Annotated in this window: 24 protein-coding genes; 4 read left to right on the top strand and 20 right to left on the bottom strand. The window is 35.6% G+C overall.

Features of this window, described 5'->3' with window-relative positions:
• Positions 1 to 8 precede the first annotated feature (8 nt).
• The 9 genes from fabZ to ERK18_RS01070 are packed head-to-tail and all read right to left on the bottom strand — an operon-like array spanning position 9 to position 6462.
• On the bottom strand, positions 9 to 455 hold the full coding sequence (gene fabZ, locus ERK18_RS01030) for a 3-hydroxyacyl-ACP dehydratase FabZ (protein ID WP_187153920.1): 447 nt from the start codon (positions 453 to 455) through the stop codon (positions 9 to 11).
• Between the two features lie 11 nt (positions 456 to 466).
• A complete protein-coding gene (accB, locus tag ERK18_RS01035; RefSeq protein WP_187153921.1) occupies positions 467 to 925 on the bottom strand; it encodes an acetyl-CoA carboxylase biotin carboxyl carrier protein in 459 nt (152 codons plus the stop codon).
• Entirely contained in the window at positions 926 to 2158 is a 1233-nt protein-coding gene (gene fabF, locus ERK18_RS01040; protein ID WP_187153922.1) for a beta-ketoacyl-ACP synthase II, read from the bottom strand.
• A 10-nt stretch (positions 2159 to 2168) separates the two neighbouring features.
• On the bottom strand, positions 2169 to 2903 hold the full coding sequence (gene fabG / locus ERK18_RS01045) for a 3-oxoacyl-[acyl-carrier-protein] reductase (protein WP_187153923.1): 735 nt from the start codon (positions 2901 to 2903) through the stop codon (positions 2169 to 2171).
• Positions 2900 to 3832: an ACP S-malonyltransferase gene (locus ERK18_RS01050; RefSeq protein WP_187153924.1), complete on the bottom strand. Its 933-nt coding sequence runs from the start codon at positions 3830 to 3832 to the stop codon at positions 2900 to 2902. The genes fabG and ERK18_RS01050 overlap by 4 nt, the downstream gene beginning before the upstream one ends.
• A gap of 5 nt (positions 3833 to 3837) precedes the next feature.
• Positions 3838 to 4791: an enoyl-[acyl-carrier-protein] reductase FabK gene (gene fabK / locus ERK18_RS01055; protein WP_187153925.1), complete on the bottom strand. Its 954-nt coding sequence runs from the start codon at positions 4789 to 4791 to the stop codon at positions 3838 to 3840.
• Between the two features lie 3 nt (positions 4792 to 4794).
• Complete coding sequence (locus tag ERK18_RS01060; protein WP_038523954.1) at positions 4795 to 5043, bottom strand: acyl carrier protein; 249 nt, start codon at positions 5041 to 5043, stop codon at positions 4795 to 4797.
• Positions 5044 to 5080: 37 nt separating this feature from the next.
• Entirely contained in the window at positions 5081 to 6055 is a 975-nt protein-coding gene (locus ERK18_RS01065) for a beta-ketoacyl-ACP synthase III (RefSeq protein WP_187154252.1), read from the bottom strand.
• Positions 6052 to 6462: a MarR family winged helix-turn-helix transcriptional regulator gene (locus ERK18_RS01070; RefSeq protein ID WP_390885847.1), complete on the bottom strand. Its 411-nt coding sequence runs from the start codon at positions 6460 to 6462 to the stop codon at positions 6052 to 6054. The genes ERK18_RS01065 and ERK18_RS01070 overlap by 4 nt, the downstream gene beginning before the upstream one ends.
• A gap of 382 nt (positions 6463 to 6844) precedes the next feature.
• Between ERK18_RS01070 and ERK18_RS01075 the strand changes: the two genes are divergently transcribed.
• Positions 6845 to 7609: a biotin--[acetyl-CoA-carboxylase] ligase gene (locus tag ERK18_RS01075; RefSeq protein WP_187153927.1), complete on the top strand. Its 765-nt coding sequence runs from the start codon at positions 6845 to 6847 to the stop codon at positions 7607 to 7609.
• 122 nt (positions 7610 to 7731) lie between these two features.
• Here the strand turns inward: ERK18_RS01075 and ERK18_RS01080 are convergent, their stop codons facing one another.
• Both ERK18_RS01080 and ERK18_RS01085 read right to left on the bottom strand, forming a co-directional pair.
• Positions 7732 to 9555: an FAD-binding protein gene (locus ERK18_RS01080; protein WP_187153928.1), complete on the bottom strand. Its 1824-nt coding sequence runs from the start codon at positions 9553 to 9555 to the stop codon at positions 7732 to 7734.
• A 345-nt stretch (positions 9556 to 9900) separates the two neighbouring features.
• Complete coding sequence (locus ERK18_RS01085) at positions 9901 to 10725, bottom strand: helix-turn-helix domain-containing protein (RefSeq protein ID WP_187153929.1); 825 nt, start codon at positions 10723 to 10725, stop codon at positions 9901 to 9903.
• Between the two features lie 190 nt (positions 10726 to 10915).
• On the opposite strand from ERK18_RS01085, the gene ERK18_RS01090 reads away from it, so the two are divergent.
• Positions 10916 to 12274 (top strand): HD domain-containing protein, encoded by a 1359-nt coding sequence (locus ERK18_RS01090; protein WP_187153930.1) that lies wholly within the window; start codon positions 10916 to 10918, stop codon positions 12272 to 12274.
• A gap of 71 nt (positions 12275 to 12345) precedes the next feature.
• Here the strand turns inward: ERK18_RS01090 and ERK18_RS01095 are convergent, their stop codons facing one another.
• The 4 genes from ERK18_RS01095 to ERK18_RS01110 all read right to left on the bottom strand — a co-directional run bounded on the left by ERK18_RS01095 (position 12346) and on the right by ERK18_RS01110 (position 18274).
• Positions 12346 to 13938, bottom strand: a complete 1593-nt coding sequence (locus ERK18_RS01095; RefSeq protein ID WP_187153931.1) for an ATP-binding cassette domain-containing protein — start codon at positions 13936 to 13938, stop codon at positions 12346 to 12348.
• 25 nt (positions 13939 to 13963) lie between these two features.
• Positions 13964 to 15547 (bottom strand): ATP-binding cassette domain-containing protein, encoded by a 1584-nt coding sequence (locus ERK18_RS01100; protein WP_187153932.1) that lies wholly within the window; start codon positions 15545 to 15547, stop codon positions 13964 to 13966.
• The gene (locus ERK18_RS01105; RefSeq protein WP_187153933.1) at positions 15537 to 17138 is read right to left on the bottom strand and encodes an ATP-binding cassette domain-containing protein; all 1602 of its coding nucleotides are present in this window, start codon (positions 17136 to 17138) and stop codon (positions 15537 to 15539) included. The genes ERK18_RS01100 and ERK18_RS01105 overlap by 11 nt, the downstream gene beginning before the upstream one ends.
• 164 nt (positions 17139 to 17302) lie before the next feature.
• Positions 17303 to 18274, bottom strand: coding sequence for a ribose-phosphate diphosphokinase (locus ERK18_RS01110; RefSeq protein WP_046332547.1), 972 nt, complete (start codon positions 18272 to 18274; stop codon positions 17303 to 17305).
• Between the two features lie 359 nt (positions 18275 to 18633).
• Here ERK18_RS01110 and ERK18_RS09440 point away from each other — a divergent pair, with 359 nt between their 5' ends.
• Positions 18634 to 18948, top strand: coding sequence for a family 1 glycosylhydrolase (locus ERK18_RS09440; protein ID WP_261982400.1), 315 nt, complete (start codon positions 18634 to 18636; stop codon positions 18946 to 18948).
• Positions 18905 to 19069 carry a family 1 glycosylhydrolase gene (locus ERK18_RS09445; RefSeq protein ID WP_315984341.1) on the top strand — a complete coding sequence of 55 codons (165 nt, stop codon included), beginning with the start codon at positions 18905 to 18907 and terminating at the stop codon, positions 19067 to 19069. The genes ERK18_RS09440 and ERK18_RS09445 overlap by 44 nt, the downstream gene beginning before the upstream one ends.
• A gap of 714 nt (positions 19070 to 19783) precedes the next feature.
• On the opposite strand, the gene ERK18_RS01120 is transcribed toward ERK18_RS09445, so the two are convergent.
• From ERK18_RS01120 to ERK18_RS01140, 5 genes are all read right to left on the bottom strand, one after another.
• Positions 19784 to 20881 (bottom strand): DUF871 domain-containing protein, encoded by a 1098-nt coding sequence (locus ERK18_RS01120; RefSeq protein WP_187153934.1) that lies wholly within the window; start codon positions 20879 to 20881, stop codon positions 19784 to 19786.
• A 14-nt stretch (positions 20882 to 20895) separates the two neighbouring features.
• Positions 20896 to 22260 carry a PTS sugar transporter subunit IIC gene (locus tag ERK18_RS01125; protein WP_187153935.1) on the bottom strand — a complete coding sequence of 455 codons (1365 nt, stop codon included), beginning with the start codon at positions 22258 to 22260 and terminating at the stop codon, positions 20896 to 20898.
• 269 nt (positions 22261 to 22529) lie between these two features.
• On the bottom strand, positions 22530 to 22928 hold the full coding sequence (locus ERK18_RS01130) for a nuclear transport factor 2 family protein (RefSeq protein ID WP_187153936.1): 399 nt from the start codon (positions 22926 to 22928) through the stop codon (positions 22530 to 22532).
• Between the two features lie 278 nt (positions 22929 to 23206).
• Complete coding sequence (locus tag ERK18_RS09595) at positions 23207 to 23296, bottom strand: family 1 glycosylhydrolase (protein ID WP_187154253.1); 90 nt, start codon at positions 23294 to 23296, stop codon at positions 23207 to 23209.
• Between the two features lie 293 nt (positions 23297 to 23589).
• On the bottom strand, positions 23590 to 25149 hold the full coding sequence (locus ERK18_RS01140; RefSeq protein WP_187153937.1) for an SLAP domain-containing protein: 1560 nt from the start codon (positions 25147 to 25149) through the stop codon (positions 23590 to 23592).
• Between the last annotated feature and the right edge of the window lie 148 nt (positions 25150 to 25297).

Genomic DNA, 25297 nt, shown 5'->3' on the forward strand with positions numbered 1-25297 from the left:
GTCACACTTTACTGAATTGCAAATATTAACTGGGCAGTACAGGCAACTTTATCTTTAACAGTTGCTTTGGCCTCGCCAATCCCAGCATTTCCACGCAACTTATCCAACTTAACTGTTAAATTCAAGGTATCTCCCGGCTTAACCATTGTTCTAAAGCGAGCATTCTTGATACCACCAAAATAGACAGTTTTTCCTTTAAATTCTGGCATCGTCAACAACGCAACTGCACCAGTTTGTGCTAAAGCCTCAGTTATCAAAACACCCGGCATTACTGGATTACCCGGAAAATGTCCCTGAAAATAGCTTTCATTAATTGTGGTGCTTTTTTGAGCAACAGCATATTTACCGGGCTCATAATCTAAGACCTGATCAATTAACAACATTGGGAACCGGTGAGGCAAAATAGCCTGAATCTGCACGCTATCTAAAGTATGAAACTTTTTTGGTTCACTCATATTTGCTTCCTTCATTCTGGAATAACCGTTATCAGTGGTTGATCATATTCAACCACTTGTTCATTTGTAACTAAAATTTTATCAATAGTACCTGTAAAGTCGCTTTTAATTTCAGTCATCATTTTCATTGCTTCAATAACGCACACCACATCACCTTTATTGACATGATCACCCGGCTTTTTATATTGAGGTTTTTTTGGACTTGCTTGTAAATAAACTATGCCAACAAGTGGTGCCTTAATTTTTAAAGTTTTCTCCTTAGGTGCAGCTATCTTGCCAAGTGGTTGATGAGCAGTTGCATGCGTCTCTTTAGCAGCTGGTTGACCACTTGACCTTTCTTCACTAATTTCTACCGGTGTAGCTTGACTTTTGTCAATCTTAATATGGCCACCTTTAAAGTCCAAATCCAGTTTGGTGATATCACTTTGATTAATTTCTGCGATCAATTTTTCAATTTCTTCAAAAGTCATTTAATCATCCCACCTTTTTAATGCAATCACCGCATTATGTCCACCAAAACCAAATGAATTGCTGATGGCATAATCTATTTTTTGTTGACAATTTTGTTTGTTGACCAAATTAACTTTACAGTCAGGATCTTGCTGGGTTACTCCTACATTAATCGGCAATAATTCTGAATTAAGGGCCAAAATTGTGGCAATGACTTCAATAGCCCCTGCTGCACCTAGTAAATGACCTGTCATGCTTTTAGTACTTGAAACAAGTACATTGCTATTCTGACCAAAAACCTGATTAATTGCTTTAGACTCAGCCCAATCATTTGCTTTGGTACTTGTCCCATGAGCATTGATATAGCCCACTTGCTCAGGGCTTACTTGAGCTTCACTAAGAGCCAGTTCCATTGCTCTTGCAGCCTGGCTGCCACTAGGATCAGGAGACGTAATATGGTATGCATCGGAACTAGTCCCATAACCGACAATTTCACCTAAAATATGTGCGCCACGACTTTGAGCATGTTCTAGCGATTCTAAAACAAGAGAGCCTGCACCTTCTCCCATCACAAAACCGTTACGATTTTGATCAAAGGGAATACTTGCTTTTTCAGGATCCGTTGTCGTGGACAATGTTGAAATTGCAGCAAAACCGGCTATTCCACTTTCATTGATTGCAGCTTCTGAGCCACCGGCAATCATGACATCAGCATAGCCATCTTTTATCTGTCTGAAAGCTTCACCGATTGCATTTGTACTCGAAGCACAGGCAGTCACAATTGTGGTACTGATTCCTTGAGCATGATAACGAATAGAAATATTGCCTGCTGCCATGTTAGCAATTGAAGTCGGAATAAACATTGGCGACACTCGATCCAGACCTTTTTCGTGCCATTTAATGACTTGTTCCTGGATGGTAGTTAGTCCGCCAATTCCTGTGCCCCAAATTACGCCAAAACGTTCACTATTGGTATTTTTCTCATCAATTCCTGCTTGTTCCATGGCTTGTGCCGTTGAATACATAGCGTATAGTGTGAATGCATCCATGCGTTTAGTATCTTTTTTAGTTAAAAAAAGCAATGGGTCAAAATTGTCCAGTTGCCCAGCCAGAGTGACCCCACTTGAATCAGCATCAAAATAAGTGATCGGCTCAAAACCAATTTTTTGACTATTGAGTCCAGCTTCAAAACTGGCAACGTCATTACCAATAGGTGTTAAGGCACCCAAACCTGTAACTACTACTCTTGTCATTACTTACTCCTTACTGCATTGTCAATCCGCCGTCTACGGTTATCGTCTGACCAGTAATATAGTCATTTTGAGCTAAAAAAACTGCGGTTTGTGCTATTTCTTCAATTTGGCCTAATCGTTTCAGTGGAATTTCCTTAACTAATTGTTGCTGGATCTTTTCACTGAGACTTCTGGTCATTTGTGTATCAATCATCCCTGGAGCAATGGCGTTACAGCGCAAATTGCGCAGCGCTGCTTCTTTAGCAACAGATTTAGTTAAGCCAATAATTCCTGCTTTACTAGCAGCATAATTAGCTTGACCAATGTTACCTGTCAAACCAACTACACTCGCTAAGTTAATAAAACAGCCGTTTCTCTGCTTATACATCGGTCTCAGTGACTGTTTAATGACATTAAAGGTGCCAATCAAATTGGTGTTAACTACACTTTGAAAGTCTGCTTTAGACATGCGATTAAGCAGTCCGTCTTTGACAATACCGGCATTATTGACCACAACATCCAGATGCTCAAAATGATTGATAATTTTCGCAATCATTTCTTTTACATCTTCTTCTTTTGTTACATCGGCACTAATATCCATCACTTCAACATGATCTTTTTCAAACTGACTAATGACTTCAGAACTAATTGGTTTACGGGCATTTAAAACTATTTTTGCTCCCTGTTTGGCAAAAGCTTGAGCAATTGCCAGACCAATACCGCGTGAACTACCAGTAACCAAGACCACACTATCTTTTAACTTCATGAATTAAACTCCTTTAAAGCAGAAACTGTTTCTTGCATATTGGCCACGCTATCTGTTTGATAAGTTGGAATTCCTTTAAGAATTTTTCGTGCAAAAGAAAGCAAAGTTTTACCTGGTCCTAATTCAACAACCGCAGTTATATCTTGACTATGCTGAGCCAAAGTTTTTGCAAAATAGGTAGTCGAAACTAGCTGCTCCGTTAAAGTCGAAACAAGGTTGTCAGGTGCAAACTCTTTTTGGGTCGTAGTGCTATAAATTGGAAAAGTGCCATTATGCCAATCAACTTTGTTCAATTCAGTTTTCAAAGCTGCTTGAATTGATTTCATTAATGGTGTGTGAAAAGCACCGCTTACTTTTAGTGGAACTACACGCGCACCGTCTTTTTCAAGTTGTTCACGCAAATTTTGAACTGCATCTTTTTCACCACCAACAACAATTTGATTAGGAGTGTTAACATTTGCTATCCCAATCAGACCTATTTTTTGGGCATCTTTGATAGCTAATTCAACATTTGCTAAAGAACTCTTCATGACAGCCACCATAATTCCTGGATTTTGACTGCTTGCTTGTTGCATAAGCTCACCGCGTCTTTTTATCAAACGAAGTGCTGACTTAAATTCTAAGTAGTCAGCACAGGCAAGACCGCTATATTCACCCAGGCTAAGTCCGATACCTAATTTTTTAAAATCAGCATTTTCGCTAATAATTTGGTACAAGCCGTAACTCATTGTCAAAATAGCGGGTTGGGCATAACGCGTTTGCGCCAGCTCATTTGCCTTTTTTGGATCAAATAATAATTCTGCCAAGTCCAAATGTAATATATTGCTTGCTGTAGCAACGATCTTGCGGTAGTGCGGTTCAGTTTGAAATAAATCATATGTCATACCAGTTTTTTGAGCACCTTGACCGCTAAATAGTAAACAAATCATTTTGCCTATCTTTCCCCATTTAGCAATTTATCCGCCTGACTATAAACTTCAGCCAGAATTTCAGCAGCAGGTTGTTCCTTTTTTACCATACCTGCAATTTCTCCGGCCATAAATGAACCGGTTTCGGCATCGCCTTCAATTACTGCTCTTCGCAGACTACCAGTTCCCAGTTCTTCCAACTTGTCGTAATCAGGATGTGGCTTTAATGCTTCTTCTTTTTCAAGTCCAATATATGTTTTAGCCATCTTATTTTTTAACACCCGTAAAGGATGGCCCGCATATTCACCAGTGACTAAAGTACTGGCATCTTTGGCACGTAAAACAGCTTTTTTATAATTGGGATGTATCTTTGATTCAGTTGCTACTAAAAAACGAGTGCCCATTTGCACGCCCTCAGCACCCAACATGAATGCAGCAGCCATACCGCGACCATCGCCTATTCCTCCAGCTGCAATTACGGGAATTTTAACTGCATCTACAACTTGTGGTACAAGGGCCATCGTTGTTAATTTTCCGATATGACCCCCTGATTCCATCCCTTCGGCTACAACAGCGTCAACACCTACACGTTCCATCATTCTAGCCAAGGCAACAGAACCAACAACTGGTATCACTTTAATACCAGCATCTTTTAATTTTTCTATGTATTTTGCCGGATTGCCTGCTCCAGTTGTCACAACTGCAACACTGTCTTTATTGGCCAAAATCACCTTGACCACTTCATCTGCATAAGGTGAAAGCAGCATCACATTTACACCAAAAGGCTTTTTGGTTAGTGATTTAGCTGATTCAATCTCGTCAGCCACCACTTTTCCCGGAGCATTGCCTGAACCAATAATTCCTAAGCCACCAGCATTTGAAACTGCAGCAGCCAGCTTGCCATCTGCAACCCAGGCCATGCCTCCTTGAAAAATTGGGTATTTAAGACCCAGTTTTTTCATAAATGGACTTAATTCCATTTGTTAACCTTCTTTCGCTGCCAGTTGTTTTTTAACAAAATCAACTAAATCCTGAACCGTTTCAATACCTTCTTCACTTTCAATCTTGATGTCAAATTCATCTTCTAGTTCATTAATCACTTCAAACACGTCAAGACTGTCAGCATTTAAATCGTCTTTTATATTGGATTGGGCTGTGACAGCACTTTCGTCTTCTCCGGTTTGTGCAACGATAATTTCTTTTACTTTGTTAAAAATTTCTTCTTCAGTCATTTGATTTCTCTTTCTAAATAAATTATCTTTATTGTTTTTAAAAATTTAAGGCAATGCTGGCAGCCGTCAGACCACCGCCAAAGCCACTTAAAATCAGTTTTTGATTGCGCTTAATGATGCCAGAATTAACTGCTTCATCCAGCAGTATTGGCACACTGGCAGCAGAAGTATTGCCATATTTGGCTATATTTTCCAAAAATTTTTCTTCCGGAATATTTAGATGCTTTGCTATTGCGGAAATAATGCGTCCATTTGCTTGATGGAGCAAAAACCACTGCACATCATCTTTTTTCCAGTTTGCTTTAACTAAAACCCGCCTAATCGAATTAGGTACTTCATGAGTAGCAAAGTCATAAACAGCTCTACCATCCATCTCAAAGTATTTCTTGTGTTTTGCAATCTTATCCGAACTATACGGTGAACATAAAGGTTGGTACCCTGCGGTTAATTTTGCTCCCAATTCTCCAAAAGCTGCCAAATCTTCAGCAACTATTCCTTCTGCTTTAGAACTTTTTTCAACTAACACGCCACCACTGCCATCCCCAAAGAGAACAGCAGTTGAACGCTCTTGCCAATCTATCAACTTTGACAAAACTTCTGCTCCGATAACTAATCCTCGTTGATAGGATCCAGCTAGCAATTTATCTGCAATTGCCAAAGCATAAATAAAACCAGAACAAGCTGCATTAATATCAAATGCCAATGCTTTGCCAGCGTGCAGTTTCCCCTGCACAATTGCTGCAATTGAAGGTGTCAGATAATCAGGCGACATAGTTGCCACAATAATAAAATCTAATTGTTCAGGCTTGAGATCAGCTTTTTGTAAAAGCTGTTGAGCAACAGTTAAAGCCAAATCCGAAGTCTGTTCACCTTGAACTACATGTCTTTCTTTAATTCCTGTCCTTGAAGAGATCCATTCATCTGAGGTAGTCATTATCTGCGCTAAGTCATCATTGGTAATTACCTTAGAGGGAACGTAATGAGCAGTTTGACTAATTCTTAAGCTCATCAGTTAACGCTCCTTTTATAGTCAATTCGGGCCGGAAATTCAAGAAAAGCACGCAGGTTCAACAGAGCACGTTCAATAATTGCCACCTGTTCATTATCAAAGCCTGCAATAAACTTTTTTACCATATGGCGGTGAAATGAATCGTGCGCCCGATAAATTAAACGACCCCGACTAGTTAAGCCCAGTCGGATTATCCTCCTGTCATCTTCACCGTTTATTCGCATGACATAGCCCTTTCGCACCAAATTATTGACCATTGTTGACAGCGAACCTGCTGTTACCATCAATTCACTTGCTACTTGGGAACTGGTCTTGTGTTCATACATAGTTATCGCATCGATTGCATGTAATTCTCTTAGTGAAATGTCTTTAAATTCACTTTTTCGCAATTCACGTTCTTCGACTTTCATAATATCCGAATAAACTGTAGACAAAAGATTATTGATGCGTTTTAAACTTATCTCCAATAGCATCACCTCTTACTCAACTATATAAACTGTACTAATAAACTCTTGATACTAATTTATAAATATATATAAAGCTATAATTTAAATTTTTATTTCAAATAATCTCGCTTTATACCAACATTTAGCATCTCCTTTAAATACTTTTATATTCAAAATAAATTATTAGAGTATGATATGGTATTATTTACTAAATGTCAAACTCCTTTTTGCAATATTAGTTTATTTGCGTTATCAAGGCAAGTATTTTTTAAAAAACTCTAAAAACAAATAGTTTGAATATCAAAGTATTTTTACAAATTTAATTGGGTATAAGGATAGATTATTAATGAATAGTTCAAAAAAACAAGAATATCTCAAAATATTGTTGAACAAATTTCAACTAGAAATTAATTGGTGGGAAAGCATCGATTCCACAAACTTGTATGCAAAACAAAAACTAGCTGCTAAGGGATATTCAGGTCCCGTGCTATACGGAAGTGATGAGCAAACTTCCGGCTATGGTAAACAAAGTCGGCACTTTATTTCACAAAAAGGAGGTATTTATCTATCACTAGTTATCGAAGTGCCGCAATTGAACTGGCAGAATCAAGGATTATTAACTACAGGTATTGCATGGCAACTGTATTTGGCTATTAAAGAGGTATTTCATCTAGATACTCAATTCAAATGGGTGAATGATCTGCTTTTTAAAGGTAAAAAAATAGCTGGTATTTTGGTTGAAGTATCACAGCCCCAAGTTGCCATTATTGGGATTGGCTGCAATCTTTACCAGGATCATTTGCATAATGAATTAAAAACAGCTGGCAACTTACTAACAAAAATCCCTAGTGAAAAGCAAATTTGTCAATTTATCGCACAAATTACAGAAAATTTATTAGAATTTATTCCTCATTTTGATCAAAGCAATTTTTTACCTAAATACAAAAAGAAGCTGGCACTAATGAATCATGAGGTAGTATTGCGAGTGGGCAAACAAATAATACAAGGAAAGGTGACAGACTTAACGCAACAGGCAAATTTAGTTTTAGAAACTGAAACAGGTTTAAAAAGTTTTAATGCTGGCGAGGTCACGAAAGTAAGAAATTTTTAGCAAACAAAAAAGACGAAACCTCTTCGTCTTTTAAAAATGTATATTGCCTTAAACAGTTATAGCCTTTAGTATAACAAACACACTTGCAAATAATGCATTTTACAGGTGCGTTTGAAAATCTATTACTTTCTCTCTGCCTTATTTAAAGAATCTTTGAAAGCTTCTTTTATTGCTCTGCTGGTTTCTGATGCTCCAGAAACAGCGTCGACATCGTAGGTGTTTTGCTCAACCATTTTTTGAGGTAACTCTTTAACCGCTTTTGAGCCGTAGTCATCACTTTCAGTTTGCTTCAAAATTTCGACATCCGCAATCTTGCCTGATTCATCCAAGGTGGTTCTGACAACCACGCCATCACCCATGCCTTGATTACTATATCCTAAATATTGATTAGGGCCAACTTTGAATTTTTGAGCGCCTTCATCACTTGAAGCAACAAAATTATCATTAATTGGTGCACTATTTAGATCCGCTGTACCGATTCTAGACATATCCTGTTTAGCAACAGCAGCATTTTCTCCAGCGATTTTACCAGAAATTAAACAATCTGCAATATTACCACCAGTAGTATATTTATTAACAAATGGTGAACCTAATTCTCCTGCTTCAAATAAATGTGGGATTGGAGTCCCATTTGGATCTAGTACTTGAGCATGACCGTCACGCCGGCCGCCACCTTGAGTATTAAGCATATTTTGTCTCAAGGCAATTGCATAAAATGGCCCATTTTGACTAAACGCACGCAGAGTAGCAGGATCGCGGTGATAAGCATAGTCTTTTCCTTGTTGCGCCATAAAATTGAACTCTGAAATTGTTTGAGACAAAACTTCTGGATCCTTGCCAATTGCTGAAGCCAAATCAGCAATTGAATTAGCCTTAATAATATTATCCAAGAAATGAGGCACTTTAAGACCATCATCTGGTTCATTTAGAAGTTCTTCATATTTTTCCTGGTCAAAAATCATATACGGATGGTTTTGATTCAACGGCACTACCCAATCACCATGATTATAAATATGACCATGTCGATTTAGTTCTGCTTCATTGAAGTAACGACTACCATCTTCACCAACAACGATTGCACTACCTTTTGCTATTTCTAACCAAAAAACATTTAGAGCATATGTCGAACGAATGCCTTCTTTTTGCCTTGGTGAAAGGCCATGAAATTGACCAAGTGATTCAAATGACCGCATATTCCACAACTGCGCATTTACTTCTTCCAACATTTTAATGCCATCACCCTTATTGTACAGAGAACCAATTGGTGACAAATAAGAAGACTGTAAAAACGTCTGGATCATTCCCTTATTATTTTCAAAACCACCGACAGCCAAAACTACGCCGTTATTTGCTTTAATGTTGCGTAAGACATGATCTCGTTCAATTTGAGCACCTAAAACAATTTTTGAACCACCATCTTGGATCAAATGTTTAGCTGGACTACTGTACCAAACAGTAATTTTTTCTGAACGATCTAGTACTTTTTGGCGTAAAAGTTTCCACAAAGCAGCATCACTTGTGCCATTATGAACTAAGTAATCAACATAAGGCAATTCAGGATATTCGGTCACATATTTGGTCGAAGGAGTCCCAGCCAGCAATTTCTTCATGCTAACTGGTTTAACACCTAAATATTTTTCAAAATATTCACTCATATTAGCCATTCCTTCAATTAAATTGATGAATGGTTCTTTGTCTGGCTTCAAAGGTGCCGCCAAATTTTCATGGTACTTTTTTAAAGCTTCATAATCTGTACCAGCCCCCACCATTTGGCCAGCATAGCGTGTATTACCACCCTCATGACCTTCTGGCGCACTGTGGTCGACTAATAAAACTTTAGCACCACTGTCTGCCGCAAACCTGGCAGATGTGGCACCAGCTCCACCAAAACTTAAAACTATCACATCATAAACAGCATCCCATTTAAAATTGTGTTCATTATTCATTACTAAGACTCCATATAAAAGTCTCTGATATAGACAACTTAATTATAATTCTAAATTCAGATATTGTGAGTAAGGTAACTAAATAATTAAGAAAAGTTATTAAACGTACTTAATTTTATTTCACAAAATAGTGTACACAAAAAAGCTAATCTCACCCAAACTGTAGCAAAATTAGCTTTCAAAATTATTTATTTTTATCCGTTACGGATCCGGCATTATTATAATTAATCCTCTTAAAAGATTCATGATCTTCCCTCCCTTCAAATTTCTCACTAATTTATTTTTAAATCCATTTTATAACATATGCATCTGCAAGTATTTAAGTTTTCATATTTGAAATATTTTTTACATTCTTTTGACTATTGATTTATAGCCAGATTCATATAAAACTTCTTTGATATTTTCACCTTTTTCCTTATTTCCACCAATTAACTCTGCAAAATAAAGTCCCAAAATTTTAGAAAAGGCCAGCTCTATATTGTTAGGCATCTGTTTTATATAATTTAGAGGCTCTTTACATAAATCAAATTTATTTTTCTTAAAGCACCAATCTACATAATTAATAAGTAAAACACTTAAAGCAACTTCAATTTTTTTATCTAGTTTATTTATATTTTGATAACGTCTTATAATATTTTTAACAAAAAAAGTAGCTTCATCTACGCTGTATACCTGCATTAAGTTGGCAATAAGTATAATTCTATAATATTCTTCATCACTATAGCTTTCTTTAAAAATTAAATTTCTAATACTATTTTTTTGGTCACTAGTTAATTTTTTTAAACCTGATTTATCCTGAGTTTTGACAATTAGCTTAGCAAGCATAATCGAAAATTTAACAAACGGAGTTTGTGGGTTAATTTTTTCAAAATCTTTAATAATTTTTGTCATTTCATAATTATTTTCTGTGTAAGCTACTTTCATGAATTTGTTTATCAGAATAATCAACTTTTTCTTACTTTCTTTTTTATTTTCATAGTCATTGAAAAAATCTTTCGGATCAACATCATGTTTTTGCAAAATTTTTAGAAAGTCATTTGTCCCGATATCATTTAGGCCTCGTTCTACTTTAGAATAAAATGAAACAGAAATGACGTCAGCTGCCATTTCTGTTTGCGTCAATCCTAACTCTTGGCGTAAACTTTTTAGTTTTTTGCCTATATAGTTCATTTAATCACCTATCTCTTTATTGTTATTTATGCCATTATAATTATGAGCACATTTGCCAAAACTGGCAAAACTTATTATTTAATTTTAATAAAAAAAAGCAAAAGAACAATGATATTAAACTAAAACTCTTAAGTTTGCTATAATTAAGTAAGTAATATCAAATTAATTCAGCTATCTTAGAAGGTTTCATATGCCAAATTTTCATAACATTAAACTTAAAAAAGAAGTAGTTTTAAGAGATCCAGTTCACGAGTACATCCACATTGAAGACAAAGTTATACTTGATATCCTGAAAACCCAGGATTTTCAAAGAATGCGCAGAATTAAGCAACTTGGTCCCATTGCATATGTTTTCCCTGGTGCAACACACACACGTTTTGAACATAATCTGGGCGTTTATGAATTAACTCGCAGAATTTGCAATATTTTTGCAAAAAAATATCCATCACACAGGCCTGGTGATGGTCTATGGGACGATAATAACAGATTATTAGTCGAATGTGCTGCACTTCTCCATGATATTGGACATGGACCGTATTCACATACTTTCGAACATCTTTTTGATACAAACCATGAAAAAATTGGTCAAAAGATTATCACTGACTCAAACACAGAAATTAATCAAGTCCTGCGGACAGTTTCACCAAATTTTCCAGGTCTTGTAGCCAGCGTTATTGCTAAAACTTACCCTAACCCACAAGTAGTCAAAATGATTTCTAGTCAAGCAGATGCCGATAGAATGGACTACTTGCAACGCGATGCTTACTTCACTGGAGTTACTTATGGAAAGTTCGATTTATCTAGAATTTTGCAAGAAATTCGCCCATATAGTGAGGGAATTTGCTTTACAATGGCGGGAATGCATGCTGTTGAAGATTATATTGTTTCTCGTTATCAAATGTATCAACAGGTTTATTTCCACAGAGTCGGTCGTTCGATGGAAGTTATTTTACAGCATTTGCTTGAAAGAGCCAAAATCATTTACAAACAAGGGAATTTGCCAGTTACTCCTAGTTTAGCAAAATTTCTGGCTAATGACTGGACGCTTGATGATTACTTGGAGCTAGATGATGGCGTAATGGAAACTAATTTTTCAATGTGGACAAAAGCCAGCGATCCAATTCTATCTGATTTAACTAGGCGCTATCTCTTCAGAAAACCTTTAGCCAGTGTTTGTATCAATCCAGAAACCAAAAATCTGCTGCCAAAATTAAAAGATTTAATCAAACAGGCTGGTTTTGATCCAAATTATTACACCGATACCAATTCAGCTTTTGATGAACCTTATGATGCTTATAAACCGACTGGTAAAAATGCTAACAGTCAAATTGAAATTATGCAAGACGATGGGCAATTAATCGAATTATCACATTTGAGTCCTCTTGTACGTTCATTGAATGGTACATTGCAAGGTGATGAACGCTTCTTCTTTCCTAAAATCATGATGTCAAATAGCGATGAACCCCAAATTTTTGATCCGTTATACCAAAAATTTCAGCGTTACATTAAAAATGGCACTTTGCGATACTTGAGAAAACAAAAGTCGTAAAAGCAGCTGAATCGCTGATTCAGCTGCTTTTACGACTTTTGTTATGATTTAAGTTAAAAGTATAATTCTTTTCAATCTTTAACTTTTTTGACCAAATGAATTTCTCTGTCGAAAAGCTGTTTCATTTGTTCATTAAAACTGTGAGCGATAAAAATAACGGTAGCAGGAGTAGACTTAACTTCATGCAAGATTTGCATAGTAGCTTGCTGATCGATTGCACTAGTTCCTTCATCAATCAAAATTATTTCACTTTGATGAACTAAAGCCCGCACCAGAACAATTTTTTGTCTTTGTCCTCCTGAGATATTTAACTTGTTCAAATCGATTTTTTGATTTAATCCTTCATCAAATTTGGCAATATCACCTGCTAATTGTACTTTTTCAACCAATGACGGTAAAGCGCTCTTTAATTTGTCTACAAACATCGTCATGTTGTCAGCAATACTTACCGGAAAAAGTACAGGATCTTGGGGAATATAGCCAATTTTACTCATATCTGGGTTAACCACAGCACCATCTTTGTCTTTAAAAATAATTTGCCCTGAAGTTGGTTTGATTTCTCCTAGAATGAGTTTAAACAAGGTTGATTTCCCAGCTCCAGAATCACCAGTCAGAAGCACTTTTTCACCTGACTTAATATTAATGTCTGGAAAAATTAGGCTTTCACCATTAGGAAATTGCAAGCTAAGATCATGGGTACTAAGTGATGCTGGAATTGCTACTTCTTCAGCTTGCTCTTTTTTAACTGGCGCAGCCGTTTGAGCAATCTCCTGATTTAAAGTTTTGGAGCCCTTTATTTGTCCATAGCGACTAACTATGATTTGAATACTTTGCCTTAAGTAGAAATTACAATTGCCTACTCCAGTGATTGCACCAAATGCTACTATTTTAGCTTGGAACAAATAACCCGCTAGTAAGAATAAAATTAATGAAAAAGAAACTGATACCAATCCATTAATTATACTTAGTAATTGCGAAACCCCATTTTGCTTGACATAAGCATCTTCTAGCTCTTTAGCTGCATCATTAGTTACTTTAAATAGTTTTCCTCCGGCAAAATAACGTTGTAGTTCTTCAAGGCCATTAAGCCACTTTTCTAAGCAATCGAGATATTGATTATTACTCTTTGATATCTTGGTCATTGAATTTTGTAGTGGCTTTTCTAATAATTTTGGTAACACTAACGAAATAGCCACCATCAAAATAATTGTGAGAAGTAAACTCCAGTGTAATGAAATAAGCAGAACAACTACAGATACTAAATTAATAACACCACCAATTAGACTAAAAAATGGTGCAAAATAATTTTCTTGGCTCTGATTCAGGTCATTTGTTAATCGATTTTGAATCTGGGCAACAGAATGCTCTTTTTGATCCGCATAAAAGTGAGATACAGATCTTTTTCTGATATGAAAATTAAATTCCTCTTGTTGTTTTGACAGAAGGAACGCATGCAGTCCTTGTATTATATATTGAAATAGGAAAGGCATAAATGAAATGACATTTATAATTAAAAACTGTTGGAATTTCTGTTGCTGAATTGCTGTGGTTTCAAGCATAATTAATTGTGTAGTTACAATTGGTAAAGTCCACTCTAAAACGGTAATCAAAATTAGTATCATGAAGCGCAAAGGGTTTTGCTTATAAAAGTCCTTAATTGTCATAATATCTTACCTCCTTTTTATTGCTTTATGTTTTCGTTAAGTGAATTTCTCTGTCAAACATTTCTTTCATCTGATCATTAAAGCTGTGTGCAATAAAGATTACTGTAGCAGAACTCGATGTGATTTCCCGCAAAATTTGCATTGTCGCTTGCTGGTCAATAGCACTGGTTCCTTCATCAATCAAAAAAATTTCACTTTGATGGACTAAAGCTCGTACTAGAACAATCTTTTGTCTTTGACCACCAGAAATATTCAATTTGTTTAAATCGATTTTTTGTTCTAAACCATCATCAAACTTGGCAATATCGCCAGCAAGTTGAACTTTTTCAACTAATTGTGGCAGTGCACTTTTTAATTTATCGAAAAACATAGTCATGTTATCAGCAATACTTACCGGAAAAAGCACAGGGTCTTGCGGAATATAGCCAATTTTACTCATATCTGGATTAATCCTTGAACCATCTTTATCTTTGAATATGATTTGTCCAGAACTTGGCTTGATTTGTCCTAAAATAAGTTTAAACAATGTTGATTTGCCAGCCCCTGAATCTCCAGTCAACAGTATTTTTTCACCTTGTTCAATATTAATATCAGGAAACTGCAACCTTTCACCATTGGGAAATTTTAAATTAAGATTGTGAGTGCTAATAGCGACTGGTCTTACCTTTTTTGTAGTTTGCACCTTTTCTACTGGTGTCGCTGTTTTAGCAATTTCTTTATTTAGAGTTTCGGACCCCTTCATTTTCCCATAAGAGGTTACTATAATCTGAATTCCCTGTCTCAAATATGATTGGCAGTTGCCCACTCCGGTAATGGCACCAAACACAACTAGTTTTTGTTGAAACAAATAACCAGCTAATGAAAATAAAATCAAAGAGAAAATTGCCGATACTAGGCCATTTATTACGGTTAGTAGTTGCATAGCACCATTCTGTTTAACATTAGCATCTTCTAAATTTTTAGCAGCTTTACTCGTTACCTTAAATAATTTTGCACCACTAAAATAGCGTTGTATTTCTGCAAGTCCATTAAGCCATTTCTCCAGGCAATCTAGATATTTTTGGTTGGTCTTAGAAACTTGAATCATTGAATTTTGCAAGGGCTTCTCCAACAGCTTTGGCAAAATTAAGGAGATTAGTACCATTATTGATATGGTAACAAGCAAACTCCAATGTAATGAAACCAATAATATAATGGTAGAAACTATAATGACTACTCCCCCAATTAAGCTAAAAAAAGGAGTAATATAATTTTGCTGACTTTGAACTATATCATTCGTTAACCGGTTTTGAACTTGTGCTACTGCATGGTCTTTTTGATCTGCATAAAAATGTTTAGTGGTTTTATCCCTGATTGCAACATTATATTGCTCTTCCTGCTGAGACAAAATATATTGTGACAGCCCTTGCAGTAGATAATCTGCCATTAAACATACAAAAGCACATACATTAATAATTAAAAATATTTTAAAATTGCCTTGTTGAATTGCCGTAGTTTCTATAATACTGAGTACAGTACCAAGAATTGGCAGTGCATATAAACCAATATTGATTAAAAGTAAAACAATAAAGCGTAAAGGATTTATCCTATAAAATTCTTTAATTGTCATTTTGATTACCTGATTTTTTATTTGATTTTAAATTGATTTGATAATCAAACTTGTCTTTTAGTTTCGGACTGAAGTTATGTGCAATCATTAAAAGTGTTTTATCGGTATCGAGCAAATTGCCAATTATTTCACTGGTAGATTTACTATCAACTGCACTAGTTGCTTCATCAAGTAACAAAAATGGTTCATCATGAATTTCAGCCCTGGCTAAAACTACTTTTTGTCTTTGTCCACCTGATAAATTGCCTTGATCTAAATCAACCGTTGTATTAATTTGATTTGGAAACTTTGCTAAATCTGGTACCAACTGAACTTTTTGGACAGCTTCTTTTAGTTTGCCAACCAGTTTACTGTTAAACATCGTAATATTATTTGCAATAGTATCAGGAAAGAGCGTTGCATCTTGTGCTATGTAACCTAGTCGAGCTTGCTGAGGCGGAATTTTAGTCCCGTCTTGAGCAGTAAAGTAGACCTCACCAGTTTTGGGCTTAAGTTGTCCCAGCAGGACTTTGAATAGAGTTGACTTACCTGTGCCTGAATCTCCTGAAAGTAAGACCTTATCGCCTTTCTTAATAGTAAAATCAGGATAAGATATACTTTCTCCATTTTGATATTGCACTTTCAAATTGTGACATTCAACACCATAAACAACCGTTCCAGGCTTTTTTTCAGGTATTGGTTTTGTTAAATCAGCAATTTCCTGACGTAACTTTTTGGTTGATCTCATTTGCGTCATTGCGTTGATAACTTCCCAGAGACCATTAAAAATGGTCGAAGCAAAGCTACCTGTTATAAACCAATCACCCAAAGTGATTATATGATTAAAAAATAGTAGTCCACTGAATAAACTTGACCCAATTTGACCAATAGCATTACCTAAGCCGTTAATACTAATCGAGATCCCTTGTACTTTTTTTCTATAAACATTGGCTTCTGCCAGTTTCCGACTATCTTGACCAAGTGCTCTATCTAATCGGCCACTTGCACTGTATCTGCGCAATTCACTTAAACCAGAAAACCAATTTTCAATTGTATTTAAAAGCTGTGCGTTTTTCTTGGCTGCTGCGGCTGTGGAATTAGATAACTTTTTTGTCATAATTTTAGGTAGAGTCAACACAATAATTGCCGCTACAGCAACAAATAAAATTAATGACCAGTGAAGAGTTATCAATGTACCAATTGCGAAGATAAGACTTAACAAGTTGGTCCAAATTTGAATCCAAGGCGTAGCATAATCGTCTGTTAAAATCTTGAGATTATTGCCTAACTCATTTTGTATTTCTGATACCTTATAACCGCCAGAATTGTAATACCGCCGCATTATTTGAGAACGAATATTATGTAAGCATTCTTGAACTTGCTTATTAAATAAAAAGGTTCCCAGTGGTAAGGACAAAACAGTAAGGATTGAGACAGTAAAATCAATGACTAACCAAAATACAAATCTATCCCAATTGCCTTTGGTTAAATCATTGATTGCATATTTAAAAAGGTATGTTGCCAATGTTCCACAAACGGCATAACATAAGAAAATTATTAAAATAAAAACACCACGAAAAATATTGGTTTTAAAAAGTTCTTTAAGTGACATTGCTCTTTTATCCTTTCATCTTTGGTATGTTTTTATTAAACTTTAATTTTATTTTAAATGCAATAGAATTTCACTAAGGGGTCAATAAAGCTGACTAAGTGGTAATTCTGCCAAACTAAAAGATCTGCTTAAGTTAAGCAGATCTTAGTAAATTCTGTATTCAATTAATGTTTATCTTTTTCATATCTGGTGTTAAACAATGGACTAAGTGGTTCATGTTTTTGAATGCATTTAATTGCATCCCCAATAAGCGGACCAACAGATACCAGAAGAGTTTTTTCCAATTTCTTTTCTACTGGTTGATTAATAGAATCAGTTAGAACCAGATTTTTAATCGGAGAATCATTCAATCTTTGAATAGCAGGTCCTGATAAAACTGCGTGCGTAGCACTGGCATAAACTTCAGTTGCCCCAGCATCTATTAAAGCTTGGGCAGCTAGAGTAATCGTACCCGCAGTATCAATCATGTCATCAATAATGATTGCACGTTTACCCTTGACATTGCCAATGATGTTCATTACTTCAGAAACATTGGCACGTGGACGGCGTTTATCAACAATGGCAATTGGCGTTTTTAAGAACTCTGCTAACTTGCGAGCACGCGTTACGCCACCATGATCAGGTGAAACGACAACAGCATCTTTTTGCAAATTGTTTCTCAAAAAGTAATCAGCAAGTAGTGGTGCACCCATTAAGTTGTCAACAGGGATATCAAAGAATCCTTGAATTTGTGGTGCATGTAAATCAAGTGACAAGACCCTGGTAGCTCCAGCTTCTTGTAACATGTCAGCAACTAACTTAGCAGTGATTGGTTCACGTGGTCTAGTCTTACGATCTTGGCGAGCATAACCATAATAAGGAATCACGATATTAATTGTTTGAGCACTGGCACGACGCACAGCATCAATCATGATTAATAATTCCATTAGGTTATCATTAACCGGTACACTGGTTGACTGAATCAAATAGACATCTTTACCCCGGACAGATTCGTCAATGTTAATTTGAATTTCACCATCGCTAAAGCGTTGAACACTGGACTTACTCAGGGGTACCCCCACCCGCTGTGCAATTTTTTCCGCCAGCGGAACATTGGAATTGAGGGCAAACAACATCATATTGTCTTTATAAGACATAATTTCCTCCGTATTAAAATTGTTAACAACTTATTATTTTACCAAAAGTTGTCTGAAAAAGTTACTTCTGATATTATTATTCAACTTTAACGAACGACATTCAAGCCCTGAATCTTAGTTTATGAAGTAAATTATATAAGTTTTTAGCTAAACTCCAGTGAATACCAAAATAACAGTTGATACTGTTTGAAAAAATGACTGTCAAATTTAAGTACTTCACATATTCAGCTTTTACTCTTGCAAATAAAAAATATTTTCACCAGTTATTTTAGCTATATGAATAGTAACTTCCTTTTGGTAGCGCTACAGCATCCTATTAGTGTGATGGTGCATGGAATGTTGATGATAAGGCTGAATCCATGTGGGATCATTATTTACATGAAAATAATTTAGAAAACGGTGATGTAGCTAGCGATCATTATCATCATTTTGAAGAGGATATCAAAATGATGAAAGATGGTGGTCAAAATGCATACCGTTTTTCTTTGTCTTGGCCACGCATTATCAAAAATCGTGCCGGGGATATTAGTCCGAAAGGAATTGAGTTTTACAATAAACTAATTAATTGTTGCCTTAAAAATGACATAACGCCTTTGTGTCACTTTACACTGGGATCTGCCACAGTAGTTGGTGGCTGGTTCAATCTCGACACCAACGTGCTTTTGCCCAGCTGAAGTTTGTTTTAAAGCTTTTGGTGACAAGATTAAACTCTGGACAACTTTTAACGAACCCAAATGGTTTACTGTCAGTAGCTATTTTATCGGCAACTATCTGCCAACTGAGCATGATTTGTAATACACGATCACTTGCGGCTTTAACATAATGCATGCAAATGAATTAGCCATTCAAAATTTGGTCAGAAAAAATTTCAGGGACAAATAGGCATTGTTCATAGTTATTCTCCAATTGATGTTATAGATGAAACGGTTGAAACTAAAATTGCCATGCGGAATGTTGATAATTATGCTAACAACTGAGTGTTAGGTACCTTTACACTAGATGGCTTATTAATAGCTTTGGCTCACTTTGTTCAAACGAATGCTTTAACACTTTCTTGGTTAAGTTCCGTTTCGATGAGCGCAATGTCTGTTTTTATTTGCGTAGATATTACCTACTTTTTATGCCAGCATTACAAAGAAAATCCTCTATTACCTATTATGTTTTATTTAGCAGGATTTTTTTGTTAGTTTTTGATCCTAAAAAACTTGGCTTTACTGAAACTTTGCAGATATTAGTTATTGGGATGGACGTGGAATTATCTTTGCCATTTTGATTGCTATTCTAACAACGGAAGCGTACCAAGCAATGTATAAGCATTATTTGGAATTTCCAAGCTTATGATATTTGGTACACCGTTAATGCTAAATCCAATCTTTTTCATTCCATTTATTTTTTCCTTGACATGTGAAATCACTTACAGTCATTATTATATTATATATACGGAGATTATGAGTAACTAAAAAAGTCGTGGATTAGTGTCCACGACTTTTAATAATTAAGTCAATGTAATTAACTTTTTTGCAATATAAACGTACTCCAAGGTTCAATAGATTTTAACAAGTCTAAGTCATCGGGATGTAAGTGTCCTACAAGATTACGTCTGCCATCATTAGCAAACGGTGTTAAAACAATTTGAAGCTCTCCTTTATACCTCGGGTATTTATCATTAACAACAACTATATCTCCTCTTGCAAAAGAAGCTTTGTCATTATTATGAGCTGGAATATCTTCTTTAGCATAAACAACACGAGGCTGCGTGTCGCGTAACAGAAATGCAGAAGCATCACCGCGATACAAATGAGGCTCTTTTAAGCAAATCGTTTGCTCAATTGGTAAAACATCATCTTCAAAATCGATTTCTAAAGTAGGAAATGAACTGTTAAAAGCATTTGCTGCAGCAGCTAACTCATCTTCACTGGCAAAAGCGTTGCCAATAATAATGTCATCAATCATTTTGCTCAAGCGTAAGTGAGTAACCTGACTAAAAATATTGCGCTTACGATCGCTCTCCATTGTTGGAAGCCCTTCATGAACAGGCCACGGACCAAATTTAGCATTTTTAGATGAAATAAACGCAGCAGTATGCAATCCATAATCACGATACTTTTGTGAATATTCATTAAAAATCTTTTCACTTAAACCCGTATATTCTTGTGGATAAAAGTTATGACAACCAATTAGGTTATCATTCTCCGGATCATAAGCCATAATACTGTCAAGACAATTTGTACCCCGACTCATATTCAGTTCAATCTTGAGTCCATATTGATTACGAGTCATGGCAGCTTCTTCCATGCCACTAAAGCCCTCATCTAACCGCAAGCCCCAGACTCCGAGATCATGAAAGAAAACTAGATCATTATAATCAATTTTTAGGTCTTTAAACAAAACGGGATTAATATCGACTACAGTTTTAAAACCCAAATCGTTTGCATAAGCAACATCTTTTTTTAATTTTGCAAGTATATCTTCACCACTTGCACTTTTTAACTGCAAAAGTGAGGTGAAAATTCTCCTGTAACCATACTTATGAGCCAAATCCATATACTCTTTATCCCGCTCAAATGTACTTTGCTCAGGATAAAGTGAAATACCCAACTGTTTCATAAAATTATTGCTCCTTAAACTTTATTAACTTTTTGAGGGTCCACGTTATTAGAAGCAATTACAAATGGCACATAAATCAAGAAACCAACGACCATATTGACAATTTGTAAAATAACTGAACGCCAGTCAATAGTAGCAATGATAGCATTAAGGAATGGCGGCATTGCCCAGGTTGTCTGTACGGCAACTCTGTTTACCAAGCCAAGACTTAAGGCACCATATGCAATTGATACCATAACTAATGGAGCAAGAACAAATGGAATAATGTAAATTGGGTTTAAAACGATTGGCATACCAAACATCATAGGTTCATTAATGTTGAAGATCCCAGGTACAAGTGAAATCTTAGCAACGGCACGTTCATCTTCACGCTTTGAAAAAGCAAGAACGGCTAAAATAAGTAACAGAGTTGAACCTGCACCACCGATCCAAACATAAAGGTCAAAGTCACTTCTAGTCCACATATACGGTAATGCCTTTTGCATCTTATGGGCATTAGTATTGGCAATCAATGCGGTAGTCCAAATACTTTCTGTGACCGGAGCCAAGACATTGGTGCCATGAATACCAAAGAACCAAAATAGTTGAACTAGGAACACTATGAGTAATAATGAACCATAACCTTGGCCCATCTTCATTAACGGCTCTTGAATTGTTTTGGCAATTAAGTCAATCACCGTTGTATTTCTAAGACTGAATAGATAGTTAATAATACCAACAACGAACAAACCAGCAGTTGCAGGAATAATACCTGTAAAGGCATTGGAAACTGCGGGTGGAACACTGTCAGGCATTTTAATAGTAATATGTCTCTTAACTAAAGCAATGTAAACTGCAACAGAAATAGCACCCATAATCATTATGGTAAAGAAGCCGTAAGCACCAAAGTACTTATTAAAATTGAACCAGCCCCAAGCACTAATATTCTTACCATTAACAGCCATATTAGCAGCAGTTAAGGTTTTTATATCACCCTTGGTAAGAACATTTTTTAAGTCAGCTGAAAAGCTCTGAGGCAAGCTCATGATAAAGGTACCTAATGTCAGCAAGCCCCCTGCGATCGGTTCAACTTTATATTGAACACACATGTGATAGCCAAATGTAAAGGCAAACAGCAGGCCTAAAATTGCAGTAGAACCTGTCCATACCAACGCATTGATATTGATAAGCCATTGCATTGAGTTAACAACGCCCGTCCATCCTAGGTTAGTGGGAACATCCCTAAAGATAGCATTTAAGACACTAGCTACTGAACCAGCCAACATAATCGGCATAATTGAGATAAAGGCATCACGCAATGCAACAAGCCAGCGAACAGAACCGATCTTAACTGCAACAGGAACGAGATGCTTGTTTAGCCAGCTAATTATAGCATTCATAATAATTCCTCCTACTAATATTTCACTACACTTGCATTATACCATAGCAGATGGAACCGTTTACCTTTTTGCAGTCGGGAATTGTTGATGCTGTACGTTTTATGGCTTTGGTCTACACCAATATAGTTCAATATTCTCTAACCGATATTAGTCAGGTGATCAAAATGGTATATACCATATTTTTTTACTAATAAAATGCATCTTTTTAATTATTATTTAATAAAAAGATGCATCTATTGTTTGTCACCCTCAATGAGAAAGACTTTGATTTAGATTTTTTCTTTAAATGGACGAAAGATTTCATGTTTAGTTGAATATTCCACAACCTTCTTTATCTTATTCCCAGTAAACTCTATTAGTGACACCCCATCGAAGCAATATTCCTCTTTTTCTACAGCATCAAAATACCAAGTAACAACAAATTTACCAGTATCAGTTTGTTCAATTTTAAAAATATCCCATTTTAAAACTGTCTGCTCTTTAGACTTCGAATTAATATAGGCTTTTAACTCATCTAACCCTTCATAAGTAGCGCCATAGCATTCACGGTAATAGACATCCTGGTTAAACCAACTATCAAGATTAGAAAAATCTTTTTTAATCCAAGAGTTAAAGTAATCTCTGATAGTTTGTTCATTTTCTATAGTTTGACTGGAATTTGATAACATAATATTCATCTCCTAATTTATAATAAATTAAGTCTGCATTTAGTTAATAAGTAACTGATTTTCATAATTCACCTGATTAAACATATGGTTTAATGCCCAATAATCGTGTCTTAATTCTTTTTAGTCGTTGCAAAATGCACTGTATCTATAGGCCTAATCATTCTCTTTTGATAATTACATGGTACAGCATACCTGCTTGCACACATAAACTACATTGTTGAACTTTGATAATAACTGAATGGCATAAAATTACCATCTCCTAAAAGATTAACCCTACTTCAAGAGGTTTGGAAACGATAGCAATTAATCCCTAAATCAATAAATATATCCAGATCTTTTGGATAGCGGTGATATTTATCAATATCTATACCTTAATTGAACTGCCATCTTTTGCTCTATGAACGTCATAAACTGACTTTCCTTATCTCCCTTTTTGACAGCTACATCAGTTTGCATACTAGATGTAGAGCTGACCTACAAAAAGTTTTTTCGTGAAAATCTTTTTTACCATTTCCTAACCTCATTTCATTTATTTGAAACGTTTCAATAATATTACATAAAAATGGTTTTAGTAAATGAAGTACCTAACTAATTCACTACAAAATCATATAGAAAAACGACATCTCCAAAAGATGTCGTCTTATTTTGAAATGCCAGAGCACTAATTATTTGTTGCAACATAGTCTGAAATATTTAAAGTTTGCTGGAAACCATTAGCACTTGTAACAGTCAAAACTGTATTATTGTTGCTAAACTGAACTGCACTTTTATCAACGCCGTTTACACTGGCAACCAAATCAACTATTTCATTAGATTCATTGATAGTCAAATTTTTTAAATCACTAACGACAACTTTTTTGCCATTTAGAGCAGCCTTCGCATTATTTATTTGGTTTACTGTATCACTAACTTGCGCTACAGTCGCAATAGCTGTATTAACTTGACTACCAGTTGAAATGGCCGAATCATAAGCACTACGCAGAACTTTGGCAGAAAGTTTATATGAATCACTTGCTTTAACTGCCGCATCTTGAGCTAACAAGTCTTGTAAGCTCTTTTTATCAGTTGAACCAGCAGTAACTGTTTCATCTTTAGCTGTATCAGGAGTATTGACTGGCGTAAGTTTAACACCACTAACTTTACTAATATCGTCTTGTTTAATATAACCATTCTTGTCACTTTGTAATTTGTAGAATAATTCAGCCTTATTATCATCTTTTACCCAAATGTACCTTAATTCGGTAACTCGTGCTCTGTGACCTTTAGCAAAAGTTTTTGTTGGTTGAGCCACACCTTTGCTGTTATATACATTAGTAGTGCGTGCCAAAGTAATTATTGTGATATCCGTATCATCTTCTGGCTTAGAATTTGTCGGCTGCAATTGTTTGCCAGAAACTATACCGACGTTATTTTTCTTAACCCATTGCTCTTCGCCAGGGAAGTTATCGTCTTTAATACGATAAAACAGCTTTTTGCCGATATATTTAAGTTGATCAACTGTAATCTTTTCGTCTTTTCTAATCAAAGTTTTAGTCGAATGACCATTGCCATCATAAATATAAGCATTATGACTTAATGTGATCACAGTAGGATCGTTCTGGTTGTCACTTGGTGAATTATCATCTTTACTTGGCTTTTTATTAACTGGCTTTAACTTAGCACCTGTCGTTTTTCCAACATTAGCTGCCTTAATAAACTGGTTGCTTTGACCGCTGATTCTGTAAAACAACTTTTTGCCGATATAAATAAGCTGGTCAACTGTAACTGTTTGCCCCTTTTTTATCTTCTTTTTCTCGGTTTTACCTTTTGCATCATAAATGTAGGCATTATGCTTTATCTTGGCTTTCGCTTTAGCTGCAGGTTTTACAACCTTCTTGCCATTGACATAGCCAACATTGGCTGCCTTAACGTAAGCATTGCCACCCAAATTATAATATTCCTTATTTTTAATTGTAACTTTCTCACTAAATGTCAAGGTGATGCCTTTACCAATTTTTGTATTCTTAGCACTACCCATATAAGTCTTTAACCTTTTACCATTTTTGTCATAAACATACGCATTATGACTTAACTTAATCGTATTTTGCTTTGAATTGTTGTTTTTCTTAGTTGAAACCTTGTCAGCCGCTTGCACAACAGTAAATTGACCTGCTCCTATTACAGGGCTGACACCAATTAACGCAGCAGCCGATACCATCATAAATTTATGACTAAAGTTCATTTTGCTTCTCTACCTCGTTATTTATAAAAATTCTATCAATACATAATATTGTATACTAAAAAATGGCTGATACAAATAAAGTAAAGCATTGCTAACCTTTTCTTAATACTCTTGCATAAATGTAAAAAAACTGCAAAATTTTTTAAAA

The organism is Lactobacillus kimbladii (assembly GCF_014323605.1).
GTDB classification, from domain to species: domain Bacteria; phylum Bacillota; class Bacilli; order Lactobacillales; family Lactobacillaceae; genus Lactobacillus; species Lactobacillus kimbladii_B.